12 protein-coding genes are annotated in these 18,355 nt (G+C 71.7%); 8 read left to right on the top strand and 4 right to left on the bottom strand.

What is annotated here, in order from left to right; translation table 11 throughout:
• The first annotated feature begins 79 nt into the window (after nt 1–79).
• Nucleotides 80–1,078: an SDR family oxidoreductase gene (locus tag AC1DXJ_RS07585; RefSeq protein ID WP_477636747.1), complete on the top strand. Its 999-nt coding sequence runs from the start codon at nt 80–82 to the stop codon at nt 1,076–1,078.
• 75 nt (nt 1,079–1,153) lie between these two features.
• Nucleotides 1,154–1,858, top strand: a complete 705-nt coding sequence (locus AC1DXJ_RS07580) for a M50 family metallopeptidase (protein WP_477636746.1) — start codon at nt 1,154–1,156, stop codon at nt 1,856–1,858.
• A 24-nt stretch (nt 1,859–1,882) separates the two neighbouring features.
• On the opposite strand, the gene AC1DXJ_RS07575 is transcribed toward AC1DXJ_RS07580, so the two are convergent.
• Nucleotides 1,883–2,842 (bottom strand): PfkB family carbohydrate kinase, encoded by a 960-nt coding sequence (locus AC1DXJ_RS07575; protein WP_477636745.1) that lies wholly within the window; start codon nt 2,840–2,842, stop codon nt 1,883–1,885.
• An 88-nt stretch (nt 2,843–2,930) separates the two neighbouring features.
• Here AC1DXJ_RS07575 and AC1DXJ_RS07570 point away from each other — a divergent pair, with 88 nt between their 5' ends.
• Both AC1DXJ_RS07570 and AC1DXJ_RS07565 read left to right on the top strand, forming a co-directional pair.
• Entirely contained in the window at nt 2,931–4,310 is a 1,380-nt protein-coding gene (locus tag AC1DXJ_RS07570; protein WP_477632466.1) for a glucose-6-phosphate dehydrogenase, read from the top strand.
• Between the two features lie 121 nt (nt 4,311–4,431).
• Nucleotides 4,432–8,340, top strand: coding sequence for a hypothetical protein (locus AC1DXJ_RS07565; protein ID WP_477636744.1), 3,909 nt, complete (start codon nt 4,432–4,434; stop codon nt 8,338–8,340).
• A gap of 82 nt (nt 8,341–8,422) precedes the next feature.
• Here the strand turns inward: AC1DXJ_RS07565 and kynA are convergent, their stop codons facing one another.
• On the bottom strand, nt 8,423–9,277 hold the full coding sequence (gene kynA, locus AC1DXJ_RS07560) for a tryptophan 2,3-dioxygenase (protein WP_477636743.1): 855 nt from the start codon (nt 9,275–9,277) through the stop codon (nt 8,423–8,425).
• A 273-nt stretch (nt 9,278–9,550) separates the two neighbouring features.
• Here kynA and AC1DXJ_RS07555 point away from each other — a divergent pair, with 273 nt between their 5' ends.
• Both AC1DXJ_RS07555 and AC1DXJ_RS07550 read left to right on the top strand, forming a co-directional pair.
• The gene (locus AC1DXJ_RS07555; protein WP_477636742.1) at nt 9,551–11,437 is read left to right on the top strand and encodes a PQQ-dependent sugar dehydrogenase; all 1,887 of its coding nucleotides are present in this window, start codon (nt 9,551–9,553) and stop codon (nt 11,435–11,437) included.
• 94 nt (nt 11,438–11,531) lie between these two features.
• Entirely contained in the window at nt 11,532–13,325 is a 1,794-nt protein-coding gene (locus AC1DXJ_RS07550; protein ID WP_477636741.1) for an acetyl/propionyl/methylcrotonyl-CoA carboxylase subunit alpha, read from the top strand.
• Between the two features lie 88 nt (nt 13,326–13,413).
• Here AC1DXJ_RS07550 and AC1DXJ_RS07545 read toward each other — a convergent pair whose 3' ends face one another.
• Nucleotides 13,414–13,995 carry an antitoxin gene (locus AC1DXJ_RS07545; protein ID WP_477636740.1) on the bottom strand — a complete coding sequence of 194 codons (582 nt, stop codon included), beginning with the start codon at nt 13,993–13,995 and terminating at the stop codon, nt 13,414–13,416.
• A 145-nt stretch (nt 13,996–14,140) separates the two neighbouring features.
• Nucleotides 14,141–15,547: an NAD(P)H-quinone dehydrogenase gene (locus AC1DXJ_RS07540; RefSeq protein WP_477636739.1), complete on the bottom strand. Its 1,407-nt coding sequence runs from the start codon at nt 15,545–15,547 to the stop codon at nt 14,141–14,143.
• Between the two features lie 57 nt (nt 15,548–15,604).
• Here AC1DXJ_RS07540 and AC1DXJ_RS07535 point away from each other — a divergent pair, with 57 nt between their 5' ends.
• Together AC1DXJ_RS07535 and AC1DXJ_RS07530 are read left to right on the top strand one after the other, a co-directional pair.
• Nucleotides 15,605–16,456 (top strand): purine-nucleoside phosphorylase, encoded by an 852-nt coding sequence (locus tag AC1DXJ_RS07535; RefSeq protein ID WP_477624887.1) that lies wholly within the window; start codon nt 15,605–15,607, stop codon nt 16,454–16,456.
• A gap of 15 nt (nt 16,457–16,471) precedes the next feature.
• Complete coding sequence (locus AC1DXJ_RS07530) at nt 16,472–18,184, top strand: phospho-sugar mutase (RefSeq protein ID WP_477636738.1); 1,713 nt, start codon at nt 16,472–16,474, stop codon at nt 18,182–18,184.
• The last annotated feature ends 171 nt before the right edge of the window (nt 18,185–18,355 follow it).

Below are 18,355 nucleotides of genomic sequence, written 5' to 3'. Positions count from 1 at the left end.
ACCCCGACACGAGGCGGCAGGCATCAGGGACAGGCAGTCATCAGGGGCAGTCACCGGGCCCTGGTCCTAGGCTCGTGACATGGCCGCACGCACCGTCCTGTTCATCGGTGGCACCGGCGTGATCAGCTCGGCGTGCGTCGCCGAAGCCGTCACGCAGGGACACCGCGTCACGATCCTCAACCGCGGAACCAGCACCACCCATCCGCCGCACCCCGACGCCGAGGCGCTGCAGGCTGACGTCCGGGACGCGGAAGCAGTGCGGGAGGCCGTCGGCGGCCGCGAGTTCGACGTGGTCGTCGACTTCCTGTCGTTCACGCCGGACCAGGTGCAGCAGCAGCTCGACGAGTTCGCCGCGCGGTCGGGGCAGTACGTCTTCATCAGCTCGGCATCGGCCTACCAGACGCCCCCGTCGCGGCTGCCCGTCACCGAGTCGACTCCGCTGCGCAACCCGTTCTGGCAGTACTCGCGCGACAAGATCGCCTGCGAGGACCTGCTCGTGCGGGCCTACCGGGACGGCGGCCTGCCGGTGACGATCGTCCGGCCGTCGCACACCTACGACCACACCCTGCCGCCCTTCGAGGGTCGCTGGACGGTGGTCGAGCGGATGCGGCAGGGCAAGCCCGTCGTCGTGCACGGCGACGGAACGTCCCTGTGGACCATCACGCACCACACCGACTTCGCGCGGGCCTGCGTCGGGCTGCTGGGCCGTCGCGAGGCGTTCGGCGAGGCGTTCCACATCACCGGCGACGAGGCGCCGACGTGGAACCGGATCTACGCCGACGTCGCCGAGGCCGCAGGGGTGGAGCCACACCTCGTTCACGTGACGTCCGAGGCCATCGCCGCCGTGGACGAGGAGTTCGGCGACAGCCTGCTGGGCGACAAGGCGCACTCGATGGTGTTCGACAACACCAAGATCCGCACGCTCGTGCCCGGCTGGACCGCCCGCGTGCCGTTCCGGCAGGGGGCGCAGGAGATCGTCGACTGGCACGACGCGGATCCCGTCCGCCGCAGGGTCGACCAGCAGCTCGACGCCCTGTACGACCGCCTGGTCGAGGCCCACCGTCTTCCCAGCCGCTAGCCACGAGTCAGGAGGGCTCCCGCACCAGGAGGGCCCCACCCTTCGCGCACAGCGACGTCGGCTAGGTTCGCCGCCGTGGACTGGGAACAGGTGCGTGGCCGGATCGAGCCCGCGACGGGTGACGTCGCCCTGAGCGCTCCCGCCGTGACCGTCGCCCTGGTGGCAGCCCTCCTCGTGGTGGCAGTACCCGCCGTCTGGCAGGTCCTGCGGCTCGCGGTGACCCTGGTCCACGAGCTCGGTCACGCCATGGTGGGCCTTGCCGTCGGCCGCCGCTTCACCGGGTTCGTGCTGCGCGGCGACATGTCCGGGCACGCGGTCACCGTCGGTCCGTCGCGCGGTCTCGGTCGGGTGCTCTCGACGTGGGCCGGCTATCCCGCGCCGGCCGTGGTGGGTGCGGCGCTGGTCTGGACCGCGGGTCGCGGGTGGGCGGCCCCGGCCGTCACGCTGGTCGGCGTCGTGCTGCTGGTCGCGCTCGTCCGGGTGCGCTCACTGCTCACTGCGGTGGTGATGCTGGCCGCGTTGGGCGCCACGGCTGCGCTGTGGTGGTGGCGCGACGACGCGGTGCAGGCCCAGGTCCTCGTGGGGTCCGGCATCGTGCTGCTGGTCGGGGCCTGGCGACACCTCGGCGCCGTGCTGCGGACACGTGCCCACTCGAGCGACCCGGCGGTCCTCGCGTCGCTCACCCACGTGCCGCGAGCCGTCTGGAACGGCACGTTCCTCCTCGTCTGCGCCGGCGCATCAGCGCTGGCAGCGGTCGAGGTCGCCGCCGCCTGGCGCTAGCCGCCGGCTCGACCCGGTGTCCGCCTACCGATCCTGGAGGGCGAGGAACTCGTCGATCTCGGCAGCCGTCGGCGCGGTCGCCGGGCCACGGCGGGTCACCTTGATCGCCCCTGCCGCGTTGGCCCGCTTCGCCGCCGTCTCCCACTCCAGGCCTGCGGTGCGGCAGGCGACGAGCACGCCGGTGTGGGTGTCTCCCGCGCCGTTGGTGTCGACCGCCTCCTGCGGATAGCCCGGCAGGTATGCCGTGTGCCCCCCTTCGCGCAGGTGGCACCCCTTGGGCCCGTCGCGCACGATGGCGACGGCACCCGCGGGCAGACGCCCGGTGAGCGCCTCCACCGAAGCCGCGGGATCGGCGTGCCCCGTGAGCTGCTCGGCCTCCTCCGCGTTGCTGGTCCACACGTTCGTGCGGGCGAGGACGTGCTGTTGCAGCTCGTCGGGCAGGTCGGCGAAGGCAGCGCCCGGGTCGAGGACCACGACGACACTCGTCGCCAGTCCTTCCAGCCACTCCACCAGCGGGTCCCTCGTGCGACCCACGAGCGAGAAGCCACTCACGCAGACCAGGTCCCCGGTCACCGGGGACGAGGTCTGCAGCGACTCGACGCTGATCCGGCGCTCGGCGCCCTGGGTCGTCACGAAGGTGCGTTCCGCACTCGGCTCAACCATCACGAAGCAGATCCCGGTGTCGAGGTCGGTGACAGGCGGGCTGCTCACGGTGACGCCCTCGGCCGCGAGCGCAGACCGGACCAGGTCGCCGTTGGCGCCCGTCCCCACCGCTCCGGCCAGCACAGCCCGGGCCCCCGAACGCGCCGCGGCCACGAGGATGTTGACCGCTCCCCCGGCATACCGCGCATAGGACTGCGCCACCGCGTTGCCGCCACGCACCGGCAGCGCCTCGACCACGACCACCTCGTCGACCAGGGCCTGCGCGGTGTGGATGACCCGCGGAGCCGCCGCGCGGTCCGGCGCGCCCTCGTGGGTGCTCATGCTGTGCGAGTATGCCGGGTGGCCGGGTCGAGTGCTCCCCGCGCGACCCATGGCGACCTGATCCCCCTGCCGTGTAATGCTGCACGGCATGGCGACTGCACCGGAGACGACCCTGCTCATCCTCGGCGCAGGGGGCGACCTGACCAGGCGGTTGCTCCTGCCTGGGCTGGCCAGCCTGCTGGTGGTCGAGCCCGAGCGTCGGGTCAGGGTCGTCGGCGCCGACCGCGTCGACGTCACCGCCGCCCAGTGGAAGGCCCGCGTCAAGGAGTCGTTCGCCGAGGCCAAGCCACCGGCGACAGTGACCGGCGCGGTCACGAAGCACACGGCATACGTCAAGACCGACCTGCTCGACGAGGCGGCGCTGCGCGAGCTGGTGGCCGGCTGCGGTGCGGGCCCCCTGGTCATCTTCTTCGCGCTGCCTCCTCAGGTGACCATGAAGGTCTGTGAGCTGCTCCGGCACGTCGAGCTGCCCGAGGTCACGCGGCTCGCCCTGGAGAAGCCGTTCGGCACCGACCACGCGTCAGCAGTGCACTTCAACGCCCTCCTGCACAAGGTGGTGCCGGAGGAGGACATCTTTCGCATCGACCACTTCCTAGGTGTCGCAACAGTTTTCAACCTCGTTGGCCTTCGGTTCGCCAACCGCGTGCTGGCCCCGATCTGGAGTGCCGAACACATCGAGCGGGTCGAGATCGTCTACGACGAGGACCTTGCTCTCGAAGGGCGGGCCGGGTACTACGACGGCGCCGGGGCGCTCAAGGACATGCTGCAGAGCCACCTGCTCCAGGTGCTCGCGCTCTTCGCGATGGAGTCCATCGCCGCCCTCGACGCCCGTGAGCTCCAGGACCAGAAGGCCCAGGTGCTGCGCGCCACGAGGATCTGGGGCGGCTCACCCAAGCGGTCCTCGCGGCGGGCGCGCTACACCGAGGGAAAGCTCGGCCGCCGGACGGTGCCGGACTACGCCAAGGAGGAGGGCGTCGACCCGAAGCGGTCCACCGAGACGCTCGCGCAGGTCACCCTCGAGGTCGCCAACCAGCGGTGGGCCGGGGTGCCGTTCGTGCTGCGCAGTGGCAAGGCCATGGGCGCGCCGCGCAAGCAGATCGTGGCCCACTTCCGCGACGTCCCGCACCTGCCGACCGGCTTCACCGGCGGCTCCGACGGGGACCTGCTGACCATCGACCTCAAGCCCGGCGCCGTATCGCTCACTGTGACCATGAACGCCGAGGGCGACCCGGTCGACCTCGAGCAGAAGACCCTGACGGCCGGCCTCGCCGCACCCCGCATGCAGCCCTACGGGGAGGTGCTGGCGCAGATCTTCGACGGCAGCCAGCTGCTGACGGTGCGCGGCGATGCCGCGGAGGAGTGCTGGCGGGTGATGGCACCGGTCATCAAGGCGTGGGCGGACGACAAGGTGCCGTTGGAGACGTATGCCGCGGGGTCGAGCGGCCCCGAAGGCTGGCTCGCGCCCTAGCCTTCTGGCGTCCGAAGGTCCGGATCCGACCGATTCGTCCTCGACCACGCACCGGCCCGGGATATGGTTCCCCGGCCGCTCCGATCCGGGCGGTTGGGGATGGTGGACGGGAACGGCGCGCATGCGAATAGGGGACAGGGCCACGCGGCTGGCGGCCCGGGCGGTCGTGACGGCCGTGGCGGTGGCGGGGACGTGGGTCGGCGTGCCTGCGACGGCGCACGCGGAGGACCCGGTCGTGCGCGACGCCCTCGTCGTCGACCACGTCAACGACTCGTCGTACTACGGACCGGACACTTCGCAGGCCTTGTACGACTCGCTGCGCGGGAACGCGCCAGTGGTCTCGGCCACTGCGACCCCCGGCGGGGTGCGACTGACGCGGCCCACCGATGCCCGGACCGGACCGGGGATCGAGGTGATCCCGGACTCGACGGGCCGCCTCACGGTGGGTTCGTTCCGTCCCACGAGCTACCTCCCGGGCGGGACGAGAACCCAGCCGGTCGTCCGGGTGGTGTCGCCACCGAGCTTCTGCACCACCCTGAGCTCGGCCCCCGGCCGGCTCGAGGTGGAGGACGTCGAGTACGCCGCAGACGGAGTCCTCACGAGCCTGTCTGCGTCGTACCAGATGTCCTGCTCAGGCGGTGGCACGCTCTCCGGCATCGTGCGGGTCGCCAGTACGCGCGGCTACACCTCCGGCGCCTCGGCGGCCGTGAAGCTGGGGAGGGTCACCGCAGGGTCGCGGTCGGCCCGGCTCATGACCCTGCGCAACACCGGCACCGAGCCACTCCCCCTGGGCGACGCGACCCCGGCCACGGTGGCCGCCGACCAGCCTCGCCTCGAGGTCGTCGCGGGCACCGACACCTGCTCCGGGCAGACCCTCGCGGCGGGCGCGCAGTGCACCCTCACGGTCGAGTACGTCGACGACGGCATCCCCGGTGGGGGCTATCCCGCGTGGCTCGCCATCCCGGCCTCGACCCTCTACACCGGCCTGCTCCGGGTGGGCGTGTCCGTTGCCGAGGTCGTCTACCCTCCACTCGCCCCCACGAACGTCGTGGCCGACGCCGGGTATGACGGGGTGCGCCTGCGCTGGTCGACCGACTCGACCAGCCCACCGCCCGAGAAGTGGCGAGTGCGCCGCGTGGACGGCGCCGAGCCCGTCGTCGTTGCGGAGGTCTCCAGCCCGGCCTTCGTCGACACCACGCTCGCCAAGGCGGAGCGCGCCACCTACACGGTTGCCGCCGTGAACCTGGCCGGCGAGGTCGCCGGCCAGCCCGTCGCGGTCGCCCGCCCGGACCTGCCCGACCTGCCCACCCCCACCGGGCGGTCCGCCGTCGTGGTGGAGGGCCTGATGGCCGTCACGGTGGTCGACACGATGGCCGGGGGGACGGTCACGTCCAGGGCGCCGGTCTCGAACGCCTACGCGACGACCCTCATCGCGGGCAACTCCTCTCTCGACCTGCCGCGCTACCCCGGACCCGGCACCTACCCGCTGGCTGCCGACACGACATACCCCCTGAACCTCTCGACGGTCCCGTCGGGCTGCTCGACCCCGACGGGCACCGTGGACGTGCGCGAGGCGTGGGTGCGGGCCGACGGGACGGTCGACCGCCTGCACGCCGACGTGCACGCCACCTGCGGCACTGCACCGCTCGAGCTCCAGCTTCGCGTGGGCTCGGACGCGTCGTACCGCGCGGTCCAGGTCTCGCCGGTGAGCAGCGCCACCAGGCTCCTCGAAGCCGTCGTGGGTGAGTCCTCGACGCCGCTCCAGGTCCGGGTCCAGAACGTCGGCAGCGTCACGACCTCCGTGGGCGCTCCGCACCTGTCGGGCACGGGGGCAGGCGAGTTCGTCACGGACTCCGACTGCCCGGCTTCGCTCGACCCGCAGGCCAGCTGCATGGTCGACGTCGTCTTCCGCCCCCACGCGACCGGGAACGTCGACAACGTCCCGGTCGTCGTGCCCGTCGGAACGCCAGTGGGCTCCCAGGAGCTCGTGGTCTCGGGCCTCGCATCCGGTGCGCCCGGGTCGTGGCGTCCCGACGTGAGCGGGCTTCTGGACCGAGCGCTCGTCCACTGGGACGTCGGCGGCGACGGACTGTCACCCCTGACGGGCATTGCCGTCGAGCGCGCCACCGGCGATGGCGCTTTCGTCGCGATGGCGCAGCTGCCGGCCGACACCTTCTCCTGGGTCGACACGACGGTTGTCCCTGGCACCACGTACCGGTACCGCCTCGTCGCGACGAACCAGTACGGCAGCACGCCCAGCAACGACGCCGACATCGCCACCCTCGTCGCCCCGGACGAGGAGCTCGTCGTCGCATCGACCCAGGACTCCTCCCCCACCGGCGACCTCTGGTCGGCACCCGTTGCCACGGGACGGCCGTACGCCCTGGGCACCGGCCAGGACACCGACCTGCCGGTCGTCTCGCCGGACGGCCGCTCACTGACCTATGTGGTGTACGACGAGACGGGTGACGCCGGCCTCTGGGTCAGGTCGCTCGTCGGTAGCCCGTCCCCTCGGGTGCTCGTGGACAGCTCCACGGCCGACGAGCTCGACCCGACGTGGAGTCCGGACGGCTCCAAGGTCTGCTACTCGCGGCTCACCACGACGACCGTGGCCGTGTGGTGCGTCGGCACGGGCACGGGTGCGGTGCCGGCGGCCTTCCCGGGCGCCGGTCTGACGGTGGAGCCGACGTTCCTACCCGACACCAGCCGCCTCCTCGTCACCGACGTGACGGTGGGGGGCGTGCTCTCCCTGGACTCCACGGGCAAGCGCACTCCCGTCACCGGCACCGAGCTGGGCTCCTGGCCCGCCGTCTCCCCGCTGGGCGACCGCCTCGCCTTCGTCACCACCGACGACTCCGGTTACGACCACGTCTGGACCGTGCCGACGGCAGGTGGGGTGCGCCAGGAGGTCGCCAGGGCCTCCGACGTCTACACCATCTACGACCGGCCGGTGTGGTCCCCCGGCGGCGACGCCCTCGTCGTGCCCACCTACCAGCCCTACTCGGGGCAGAACGTGCTGTTGTGGCGTCCGAACGCTCCTCTGGCCGAGCGCCTCACGACGATCAACCCCGCGCACACCAACGACATCTCAGCGGTCGCGTGGCGCAGGCTCGACACGGCCGCGCCGTCGATCAGCTTCCCCGCGGCGCCAGTGAAGACGTCCGGCTCCGCACGGATCCCCGTTCGGGTCACCGACGACACCGTGCCGGTCGGCGGCATCACCGTTGCCTGCTCGGTGGACGGAAAGGCGGTGCCGCGGTGCGCCAGCGGGTATGCCGGCACGCTTGCCGCGGGGACGCACACCCTCACGGTGACGGCCACGGACCCGCACGGCCACACGTCGACCGCCTCCTACCGCTGGATCGTCGACACGGCAGCGCCCACCGTCTCCGTGACGGCCCTGCCCGCCCTGGTCCTCACCGGGACCTTCGCGGTCCGGTACGCCGCCACGGACGCGAGCGGGGTCGCGAGCTACGACGTCCGCTACCGCTCCGCCTCGAGCTCCGCCTCCTCCTTCTCGGCGTGGAGCCAGCCGACGGTGTGGACGAAGGTGACAGCGACCAGCCAGGTCGTGACGCCGAAAGCGGGCTACGAGTACTGCTTCTCGGCGCGAGCCCGCGACAAGGTCGGAAACACGTCCGCATGGTCGACCGACCGATGCACAGCACGTCCGCTCGACGACCGCTCCCTGTCGACCACGACCTCGGGATGGACGCGCGCGGCGTCGTCCACGGCATACGCCGAAACGCTGACCCGGACGACGACGGTGGGTGCGAAGCTGACCCGGTCCGCGGGCGCCTTCCGGCGGGTCGCCGTGGTGGCGACGACCTGCTCCACCTGTGGCTCTGTGGAGGTGTACGTCGGCTCGACCCGGATCGGGACGGTGAGCCTCTGGTCCTCGACGACGAAGACCAAGCAGACGAAGTCCCTGCCGGTGCTGACGTCGGCACGCTCGGGAACGGTGACCCTGCGCGCGACCACGAAGGGGAGGTCGGTCCAGGTGGACGGGCTGCTCCTGCGGAAGACCTGAGCAGGGGATCCAGAGCCCTTCGAGACCCGACACGCGGCAGGTCGGTGTGTGGCGAAGGGTCGACGAGGCGGCCCGCCAGCAGTCAGACGCGGGAGCGCACCGAGTACAGCTCGGGGAAGAAGGTCAGGTCGAGGGCACGGCGCAGGAAGTCGACGCCGGACGAGCCGCCGGTGCCCTTCTTGTGGCCGATGGTGCGGGTGACCACCTGCAGGTGCCGGAACCGCCACTGCTGGAAGTTGTCCTCGAGGTCGACGAGCTCCTCGCAGGTCTCGTAGACGCCCCAGTGCTCGCTCGGGCTGGCATAGACCGATGCGAACGTGTCGACGAGCTCGTCGTTCTCCCGATAGGGCTGGGTGAAGTCGCGCTCGAGCTGCTCGGAGGGCACGGCATACCCGCGGCGGGCGAGGTAGCGCAGGAACTCGTCGTAGAGGCTCGGCTCGACCAGCAGCTCGGCGAGCAGGTCGCGCGCCACCGGGTCGTGCTCGAAAACCGTGACCATGTCGGCGTTCTTGTTGCCGAGCAGGAACTCGACGGCGCGGTACTGCCAGGACTGGAAGCCCGAGCTGGTCGCCAGGAAGGGCCTGATCTCGGCGTACTCACTCGGCGTCAGGGTGGCGAGCACCGACCACTGGTCGGTGAGGATCTCCTGGATGCGCTTGACCCGCGCCAGCCGCTTGAGGGCGGGCGCCAGGTCGTCGGTGGTGAGCAGGGCCCGGGCTGAGCGCAGCTCGTGCAGCATCAGCTTGAGCCACAGCTCGGAGGTCTGGTGCTGGATGATGAAGAGCAGCTCGTCGTGCTGCGCCGGCTCGCTCCGCGGGTGCTGCGCCGTGAGGAGCTGGTCCAGTCCCAGGTAGTCGCCGTAGGACATCGCAGCCGAGAAGTCCCGCTGCACACCCTCTTCGATCTCCCGCACCGCCCGTGCGTCGTCACCGCTCATGGCGCCACCCTATGGCGCCGCGAAGCGCCTCCTGACAACAGGCCGAGGTCGTGCGGCGGGGGTACCGTCCCCAGCATGGACTCTGTACGTTCGGTTGCGGTTCGTCCGGTCGCGGCACGTTCGGTTGCGGCGCGTTCGGTTGCGGTGCGCAAGGACGCAGTCCGCAGGGTCGCCGTGCGAGTGTGTGCGGGACTCGCGTCAACGGCCTGCCGGGTCACCCCCACGGTGGCACCGCAGGTCGCGGCAGCCGCAGAACCCGCGCCAGGCGTCCAGGTGACCACCCTGACCACCGGGCTCACCCTCCCTTGGGACCTGGCCGTGCTCCCCGACGGGTCGGTGCTGTTCACCGAGCGAGGCGGCGCCACGAGGCTGCGGCGCACGAACGGCTCGGTGCAGACCGTGGCCACCGACCAGTCGGACCTGTTCGTCGGATCGGAGTCCGGGCTGATGGGGCTCACCTTGGATCCCTCGTTCGCGAGCAACCGCCTCTACTACACCTGCCAGGCCTCCAAGGGGGCCGGCACGTCCGCGGTGGACATCCGCGTGCTGCGCTGGCTCCTAGATGCCGACGGAACGTCGGCGACTCGCAGCGGCTCCCCCGTGCTGACCGGCATACCCATCACGACGGGGCAGCACGGCGGGTGCCGGCTGCGCAACGCGCCGGACGGCACCCTCCACGTCGGCACGGGTGACGCGGTCACCGGGCCGGCCCCTCAGAGCCTGGCGTCCTTGGGAGGCAAGACGTTGCGGGTCAACAGGGACGGCACCGCGCCCACGAACAACCCGTTCTACAGCGAGGGCGGCAATGCGCGGTTCATCTACACGTACGGACACCGCAACGTGCAGGGCCTGGCGCTGCGCCCGGGCACCTCCCAGATGTGGAGCGCCGAGCACGGGCCGACCGTCGACGACGAGGTCAACCTGCTGAGCAGCGGCGGCAACTACGGCTGGGACCCGGACGGCGCCACGCACAACTACGACCAGTCGGTCCCGATGACCGACACCGTCACGTACCCCGCGGCGATTCGCGCGAAGTGGCGGTCCGGCAGCCCGACGGTCGCCACGAGCGGAGCCACCTTCCTCGCCGGGGCGGCCTGGGGTCGGTGGGAAGGCGCGCTCGCGGTCGCGGAGCTGAAGAACCAGGGTGTCCGGGTCCTCTCCCTGACGCCGGACGGGCGCGTGATCGGCAACGAGCAGCTGAGCAAGCTCGATGACACGATCGGCCGGATCCGCACCGTCCAGAGTGCCGCCGGCGGCGCGGTCTACGTCAGCACCAGCAACGGCGGCGGGAACGACCGCATCTCACGGGTCGACCCGGTCGCCCCCGCATTGCCGCGGTGGTCCCCCGGCCTCGACATCTCGCCCAGCGGGGTCGCGACGGTGCTTCGCGGGTCAGCGGTGACCGCCTTCGTGCGTGGCACGGACAACCGTGTCTGGTACACGACCCAGTCCGCAGCCGGTGGCGCCTTCAGCGGTTTCCGGTTCATTCCCGGCACGATCGCCTCGGCCCCGGCGGCCGTGACCTGGGGTGGTTCACGGGTCGACCTCTTCGCCAGGGGCAGCAACGGCCACCTCCTGCACACGTACTCCACCGGCGGCGCCTACCACGCGTGGGAGGACGTCGGCGGCGCGCTGACCAGCGCTCCCTCGGCTGCCTCCCTGAGCACCGGCACGATCGACATCGTCGCCCGCACGACCGGAGATGCGCTGTCGCGGATCCGGTGGGACGGCGCTCGCTGGACCCCGTGGACCCAGGTCGGCGGCGTGTTGTCCGCCGCGCCCGCCGCGAGCGCGGACCGTGCCGCCGGGACCGTCTCGGTGGTCGTCCGTGGCACCAACGGGCAGATCTTCCGCGTCGTGCTGTCCGCGACAGGAGTCGCGGGCGGGTTCACCAACCTCGGTCGGCTGACGTGGTCCGGGCCGACCTTGGCACAGGGCCCCACGCCCGTCATGGTCAGCCGGAACGGCCAGACGCCGGTGATCACCCAGGGCAGCTTCGCCACAGCCATCGGTGGGCTGCTGAGCGGCGCGCCCGCCGTCACCAGCCGCTCCGCGACGAGCTACGTCGTGCTCGGCCGCGGGACCGACAACGCCCTGTACGCCTATGACGGCCGCGGCGGTCACTACACCTGGTCGAAGGTGGGTGGCGTCCTCAGCTGAGCCGGCCGAGTGCTGACAGGGCCGCCCCACGGGTGGGCGAGACCACACCCGCAGGGTGGCAGTACCGTCGCGGAAACGGGCTAGGCTCCCGCGCATGGCGCCCATTTCCGAGTCGACGACGAAGCCGATCTCCAAGGTCCTCATTGCCAACCGTGGCGAGATCGCCGTGCGCATCGCCCGCGCGTGCGCGGACAGTGGCATCGGTTCCGTTGCCGTGTATGCCGATCCGGACCGCGACGCCCTGCACGTCAAGGTCGCGGACGAGGCCTACGCGCTCGGGGGCACCACCCCCGGCGACTCCTACCTCGTGCAGGAGAAGCTGCTCGCGGTGGCGCGCAAGGCCGGTGCCGACGCCGTCCACCCGGGCTACGGCTTCCTCGCCGAGAACGCCTCCTTCGCCCAGGCCGTCATGGACGCCGGGCTGCGGTGGATCGGCCCCTCCCCCGAGGCGATCGACTCCCTCGGCGACAAGGTCAAGGCCCGCCACATCGCCGCCCGCGCCAACGCCCCCCTCGTGCCCGGCACCGCCGACCCGGTGGACACCGCAGACGAGATCGTCGCCTTCGCCAAGGAGCACGGCCTGCCCGTGGCCATCAAGGCGGCCTTCGGTGGTGGCGGTCGCGGCCTCAAGGTCGCGCGCACCATCGAGGAGATCCCCGAGCTGTTCGACTCCGCCACCCGTGAGGCCGTCGCGGCGTTCGGTCGCGGCGAGTGCTTCGTCGAGCGCTACCTCGACAAGCCGCGCCACGTCGAGACCCAGTGCCTGGCCGACACCCACGGCAACGTCGTCGTCGTCTCGACCCGCGACTGCTCGTTGCAGCGCCGTCACCAGAAGCTCGTCGAGGAGGCCCCCGCGCCGTTCCTGTCCGATGAGCAGAACGCCGAGCTGGTTCGCGCCTCCAAGGCGATCCTCACCGAGGCCGGCTACACCGGCGCCGGGACCTGCGAGTTCCTCGTCGGCCAGGACGGCACCATTTCCTTCCTCGAGGTCAACACCCGCCTCCAGGTCGAGCACCCGGTCACCGAGGAGGTCACCGGCATCGACCTGGTCCGCGAGCAGTTCCGCATCGCCAACGGCGAGGAGCTCGGCTACGACGACCCCGCACCGACCGGTCACTCGTTCGAGTTCCGCATCAACGGCGAGGACGCCGGTCGAGGCTTCCTGCCGGCCCCCGGTGTCGTGACGGTCTTCGAGCCGCCGTCGGGCCCCGGCGTGCGCCTGGACTCCGGCGTCGTCGCCGGCGACGTCATCGGCGGCGCGTTCGACTCGATGCTGGCCAAGCTCATCGTGACCGGTCACGACCGGCACCAGGCGCTCGAGCGGTCGCGGCGCGCGCTGGCCGAGTTCACCGTCGACGGCATGCCGACGGTCCTGCCGTTCCACCGCGTCATCGTGTCCGACCCCGCCTTCGCCCCCGAGGGCGACAAGCCGTTCTCGGTGCACACCCGCTGGATCGAGACCGAGTTCGACAACCAGATCGAGGCCTACTCCGGCACCGTGGCGCAGGCCCCCGAGGAGGACGGCGAGCGTCAGAGCGTCGTCGTCGAGGTCGGCGGCAAGCGCCTGGAGGTCGTCCTGCCCGGCGGCCTGTCGCTCGGTGGCGGCTCCAGCGCGGCGAAGAAGAAGGCCCCGCGCCGCTCCGGCGGGTCCAAGACCGGCGCCGCCGCGTCCGGCGACTCCCTCACCGCCCCCATGCAGGGCACCATCGTCAAGATCGCCGTCGAGGAAGGCCAGGAGGTCGCCGCCGGCGAGCTCGTCGTCGTGCTCGAGGCGATGAAGATGGAGCAGCCGATCAACGCCCACAAGGCCGGCACCATCACCGGCCTCGTCGCCGAGGTCGGCCAGACCGTGACCAACGGCGCCGTCATCGCCGAGATCAAGGACTGACCACCCGGCATACCCAGCACTGCCCAGAAACCCGGAGCGGCGCCACCTCCCAGCCGGGAGACGGCGCCGCTGTCGTATGCCGGTTCGCTCAGCTCCGCCCGAAGGGCGGGAGCTCCTTGGTGCCGCCGTCGCCCGTGTCGGTCTCGACGTCGGGGCCGGGTTCGGGGATGTTGCCGGTGCCGGGCTCGTCGCTGGGGACCTGCACCGGTCCGCTGTCGGGAACCTGCGAGGGATCGAGCGGGCCACCGGGCTGCCCAGGCTGCTGCGGCTCCCCCGGCGTCAGGGGGCCGTCTCCGGAAGCAGGTTCCTGAGGGTCGCCGGTGGACGGCGCCGGGTTGGGAGCCGGCGTCGGCTCGGGCACAGTCTCGGGCACAGTCTCAGGCGCCGGCTCGGGCGAGGGCTCAGGCGCCGGCTCTGGCACAGACGCGGGCTCCGGCTCCGGGGTGGGGGCGGGCGCCGGCTCGGGATCCGGCTCGGGCGCGGGCTCCGGGGTCTGCTCCGGCAGGCCCAGCTGGTCACGCAGGGCGTCACCACCCTTGTCGACCTGGTCGGCGTACTTGCCTCCGGTCTGCTTGTCGATGAGGTCTTCGACCTTGTCGATGGCCGAGTCCGCCTGCTGCGGATTGCCCTTGGCGAGGTCCTTGATCTTGTCCAGCCATCCGCCTGCCATGCCCACGCCCCTCTCTCGGGAACTTCAGTGTCGACGCGTCGTGGTCGGCGCATCGCAACACCCTCACCCCGGACACTACCCACGAACGTGGGGGAACGGCCGGACGAGGCGCGACGCGTGAGGTCAGTCGGAGGTCAGTCGGAGGTCAGTCGCGTTGGTGCAGCTGGCGAGCCGCCTCCGCCACGGATCCGGACAGCGACGGGTAGACCGTGAAGGTGCCGGCCAGCTGGTCGACGGTCAGCCCGTGCTGCACAGCCAGGGTCACCGGGTAGATGAGCTCCGACGCGCGAGGAGCGACCACCACGCCGCCCACGACCGTGCCGCCGCCCTTGCGGGCGAACAGCTTGACGAAGCCGTCGGTGATGCCCTGCATCTTGGCGCGCGGGTTGGTGGCCAGTGGGAGCATCACCGACGTCGCGTCGACGGTGCCCTCGTCGAGGTCCTTCTGGGAAAACCCCACCGTGGCGATCTCGGGGTCGGTGAAGATGTTGGCCGACACGGCCCGCAGGTTGAGCGGGGCCACCGCGTCACCCAGGGCGTGCGCCATGGCGATCCGGCCCTGCATGGCGGCCACCGACGCGAGGGGCAGCACCCCGGTGCAGTCGCCCGCGGCATACACCCCTCGCACGGAGGTGCGGGAGACCTTGTCGACGACCACGTGCCCCGACTCGCTCACGGCCACGCCGACCTCCTCGAGGCCGATGTCGGAGGTCTGCGGGACCGAACCGACCGCGAGCAGCGCGTGGCTGCCCTCGACCTCTCGGCCGTCCTCGAGCCGGACCACCACGCCGGACGCGGTCCGGGACACCGACGCCATCCGCGAGCGCCCGAGCACGTCCATGCCCCTCTTGCGGAACACATCCTCGATCACCGCGGCCGCGTCCGCGTCCTCGCCCGGGAGGACCCGGTCACGCGACGACACGAGGGTGATGCGCGACCCGAGCCCGAGGTAGGCCTGGGCCAGCTCGGCACCGGTGACACCTGACCCGACGACCACCAGGTGCTCGGGGAGCTCGGCCAGGGTGTAGATCTGTTGCCAGGTGAGGATGCGTTCGCCGTCGGGCTGGGCCGTCGGGACCACGCGGGGCGTCGCGCCGGTGGAGATGAGCACCACGTCTGCGGTCAGGGTCTCCGTGGTCCCGTCGGCGAGCGTTGCCACCACCTCGCCGGCAGCGACCAGGCGGCCGGTGCCGGACAACACCGTGACGCCGTCACCCGCGAGCCGCGCGCCGATGTCGCGGGACTGCGCTGCGGCCAGGGCCAGGATCCGGCGGTTCACCGCCGTCAGCTCGGCGACCGAGTCGGAGACCTCGTCGCCCTCGTGGTCCTCGAGGTGCACGCCGAGGTCGGACGCCGTCTCGAACTGGCTCATGAAGTCGGCCGTCGAGATGAGGGTCTTGGACGGCACGCAGTCGGTCAGCACCGCAGCGCCGCCGACCCCGTCTCGCTCGACGACCGTCACGGTGGCACCCAGGTGGGCAGCCACCAGCGCGGCCTCGTAGCCACCGGGGCCGCCGCCGAGGATCACTACGGAGGCTTTGGGCGCGTTCACGAGCCCTATCCAACCATCCGAAGAGCCGTCCCCTCGCAGCGTCGGTAGTCTTCGAGCGTGACTGAGCAGCGCAGCCCGTCCGCGGGCCATCCAGACCTGGCAGACCCCTCGACGGACCCGTTCGAGGTGGCCCGGGCCGCCGCAGCGGTCATCGCCGAACGCAGCGGCGCGGCTCGGCACGACGTGGCGCTCGTCCTCGGCTCGGGCTGGGGACAGACCGGCGACCTCATCGGCGAGACGCTCGCCACGATCGACAACGCCGACGTCCCGGGCTTCGCCAAGGCCGCCGTCGCCGGGCACAGCGGCACGATGCGCTCGGTCGCGATCGCCGACACCGGTCGCCGCGCGCTGGTCTACGGCACCCGCACCCACTTCTACGAGGGCAAGGGCGTGCGGGCCGTGGTTCACGCCGTCCGCACCGCGGCGGCAGCCGGCTGCAAGACCATCGTCCTGACCAACGGCTGTGGTGGACTCAACCCCGCCTGGGCTCCCGGCACCCCGGTGCTCATCCGCGACCACCTGAACCTCACGGCGACCTCTCCGATCGAGGGCGCGAACTTCGTCGACCTCACCGACCTCTACTCGCCGCGGCTGCGTGACCTCGCCCGGGCCGTCGATCCTGACCTCGACGAGGGTGTGTACGTCCAGTTCCGCGGGCCCCACTACGAGACGCCTGCCGAGGTGCAGATGGCCAAGGTGCTGGGCGGCGACCTCGTCGGCATGTCCACCACGCTGGAGGCGATCGCCGCCCGCCAGGCGGGGCTCGAGGTCCTCGGCATCTCGCTGGTCACCAACCTGGCCGCCGGGATCAGTGACCAGCCCTTGTCCCACGAGGAGGTCATCGAAGCCGGCCAGGCCGCAGCCGAACGCTGCGGCAAGCTGCTCGCCGCCGTCGTCGCCACCATCTGAGAGAGGACGTCCACCATGACGTATGCCGCGCGACACGGCCGCGGAGCCACCGCCCCGTCCGCTTCCGAGGCGCACGCACAGGAGCTGATCGACGCCGCGCAGGCCTGGGTCGACGACGACCCCGACCACGAGACCCGAGTCGAGCTGGGCGACGTCCTCGCCAAGGCCAAGAAGGGCGACCAGGTCGCCGTCGACGACCTCGCCGACCGGTTCTCGGGGATGCTCGAGTTCGGCACCGCCGGGCTTCGTGGCGCCCTCGGCGCCGGTCCCAACCGGATGAACCGCTCCGTGGTGATTCGTGCGGCCGCCGGCCTCACGGCATACGTCCAGGCCCTGAAGCCCGAACCGTTCGTGGTCGTGGGTTACGACGCCCGCAAGAACTCCGACGTCTTCGCCCGCGACACCGCTGCCGTCGTGGTCGGGGCGGGGGGTCGCGCCGCGATCCTTCCCTCGCCGCTGCCGACCCCGGTGCTCGCCTACGCGATCCGCTTTCTCGGGGCCGACGCCGGCGTGATGGTGACCGCCAGCCACAACCCGCCCGAGGACAACGGCTACAAGGTCTACCTCGGGGACGCTTCGCAGATCGTGCCGCCGTCCGACGCCGGCATCGCCGCCCAGATCGCGCGCGTCACCGCGGTCGCGGACGTCCCCCTGGCCAAGGACGGGTGGGAGACCCTCGGAGACGGCGTGCTCGCCGCCTACCTCGAGGATGTCGTCACCGTGGTGGCCGCCGACACCCCGCGCGACGTCACCGTCGTGCACACAGCACTGCACGGTGTCGGGTCCGAGACGGTGGCCAAGGCCTTCGTGCAGGCGGGGTATGCCGCGCCGATCCCGGTCGCCAGCCAGGCGGAGCCGGACCCGATGTTCCCGACGGTGCACTTCCCCAACCCGGAGGAGCCCGGTGCGATGGACGCCGCGCTCGAGCTGGCCGAGCAGACGGGCCCGGACGTCGTGATCGCGAACGACCCCGACGCCGACCGGTGCGCCGTGGCGGTGCCCGGTCCCGGCGGCTGGCGGATGCTGCGCGGCGACGAGGTCGGGGTTCTGCTGGGGGCGCACATCCTCGCCCGGGGCGTCGACGACGACGCAGTCTTCGCGAACTCGATCGTGTCGTCGCGGCTCCTCGCGGCGATGGCCAAGGCGGCCGGGGTGCGGCACGAGGAGACGCTGACCGGTTTCAAGTGGATCTCCCGTGTGGAGGGGCTGCGCTACGGCTACGAGGAGGCGCTGGGCTACTGCGTCGACCCGCCCCACGTGCGCGACAAGGACGGCGTCAGCGCCGCCCTGGTCGTGGCCGAGATGACCGCGACCCTCAAGTCGGAAGGGCGGTCCCTGACCGACCTGCTCGACGACCTGGCGATCGAGCACGGGGTGCACGCCACGGACGCGCTGGCCGTGCGAGTGGCGGACCTGTCTCTGATCGGCACCGTCATGACCCGGCTCCGCGACAACCCACCCGAGGAGGTGGCAGGCATCCCCGTCTCGCGGGCCGACGACCTCGCGGTGGGCAGCGAGGCCCTCCCGCCGACCGACGGATTGCGCTACTACCTCAAGGACAACTCGCGGATCATCGTGCGGCCCTCGGGCACCGAGCCCAAGCTCAAGGTCTACCTCGAGGTCATCGAGCCCGTCGCGAGTGCGGAGTCGTTGCGGGACTCACGGGCCGTCGCCGCCACCCGGCTCGGCGAGATCAAGAAGGCCATGGAGGCCCTCACCGCCGTCTGACTGGGTGTCCGCGTGCGCCAGCCGGCTGAGGCCTTGCCCGACGGGCATGCCAGCGGGCCCGCCGGGGTTGCGGGCTGTGGGGCGTGGTCATGGTCGCCAAGGTGGGGATGCAGTTGACCTGTGGGCAGTGGTCTCGAGCTGGTCCCAGACGTCGTAGGTCCTGATGGCTGG

It is taken from the genome of Pedococcus sp. P2_D9 (genome assembly GCF_056404275.1).
The sequence above is the reverse complement of the archived record's forward strand: the minus strand, read 5'-3'. Positions and strand labels throughout refer to the sequence as shown.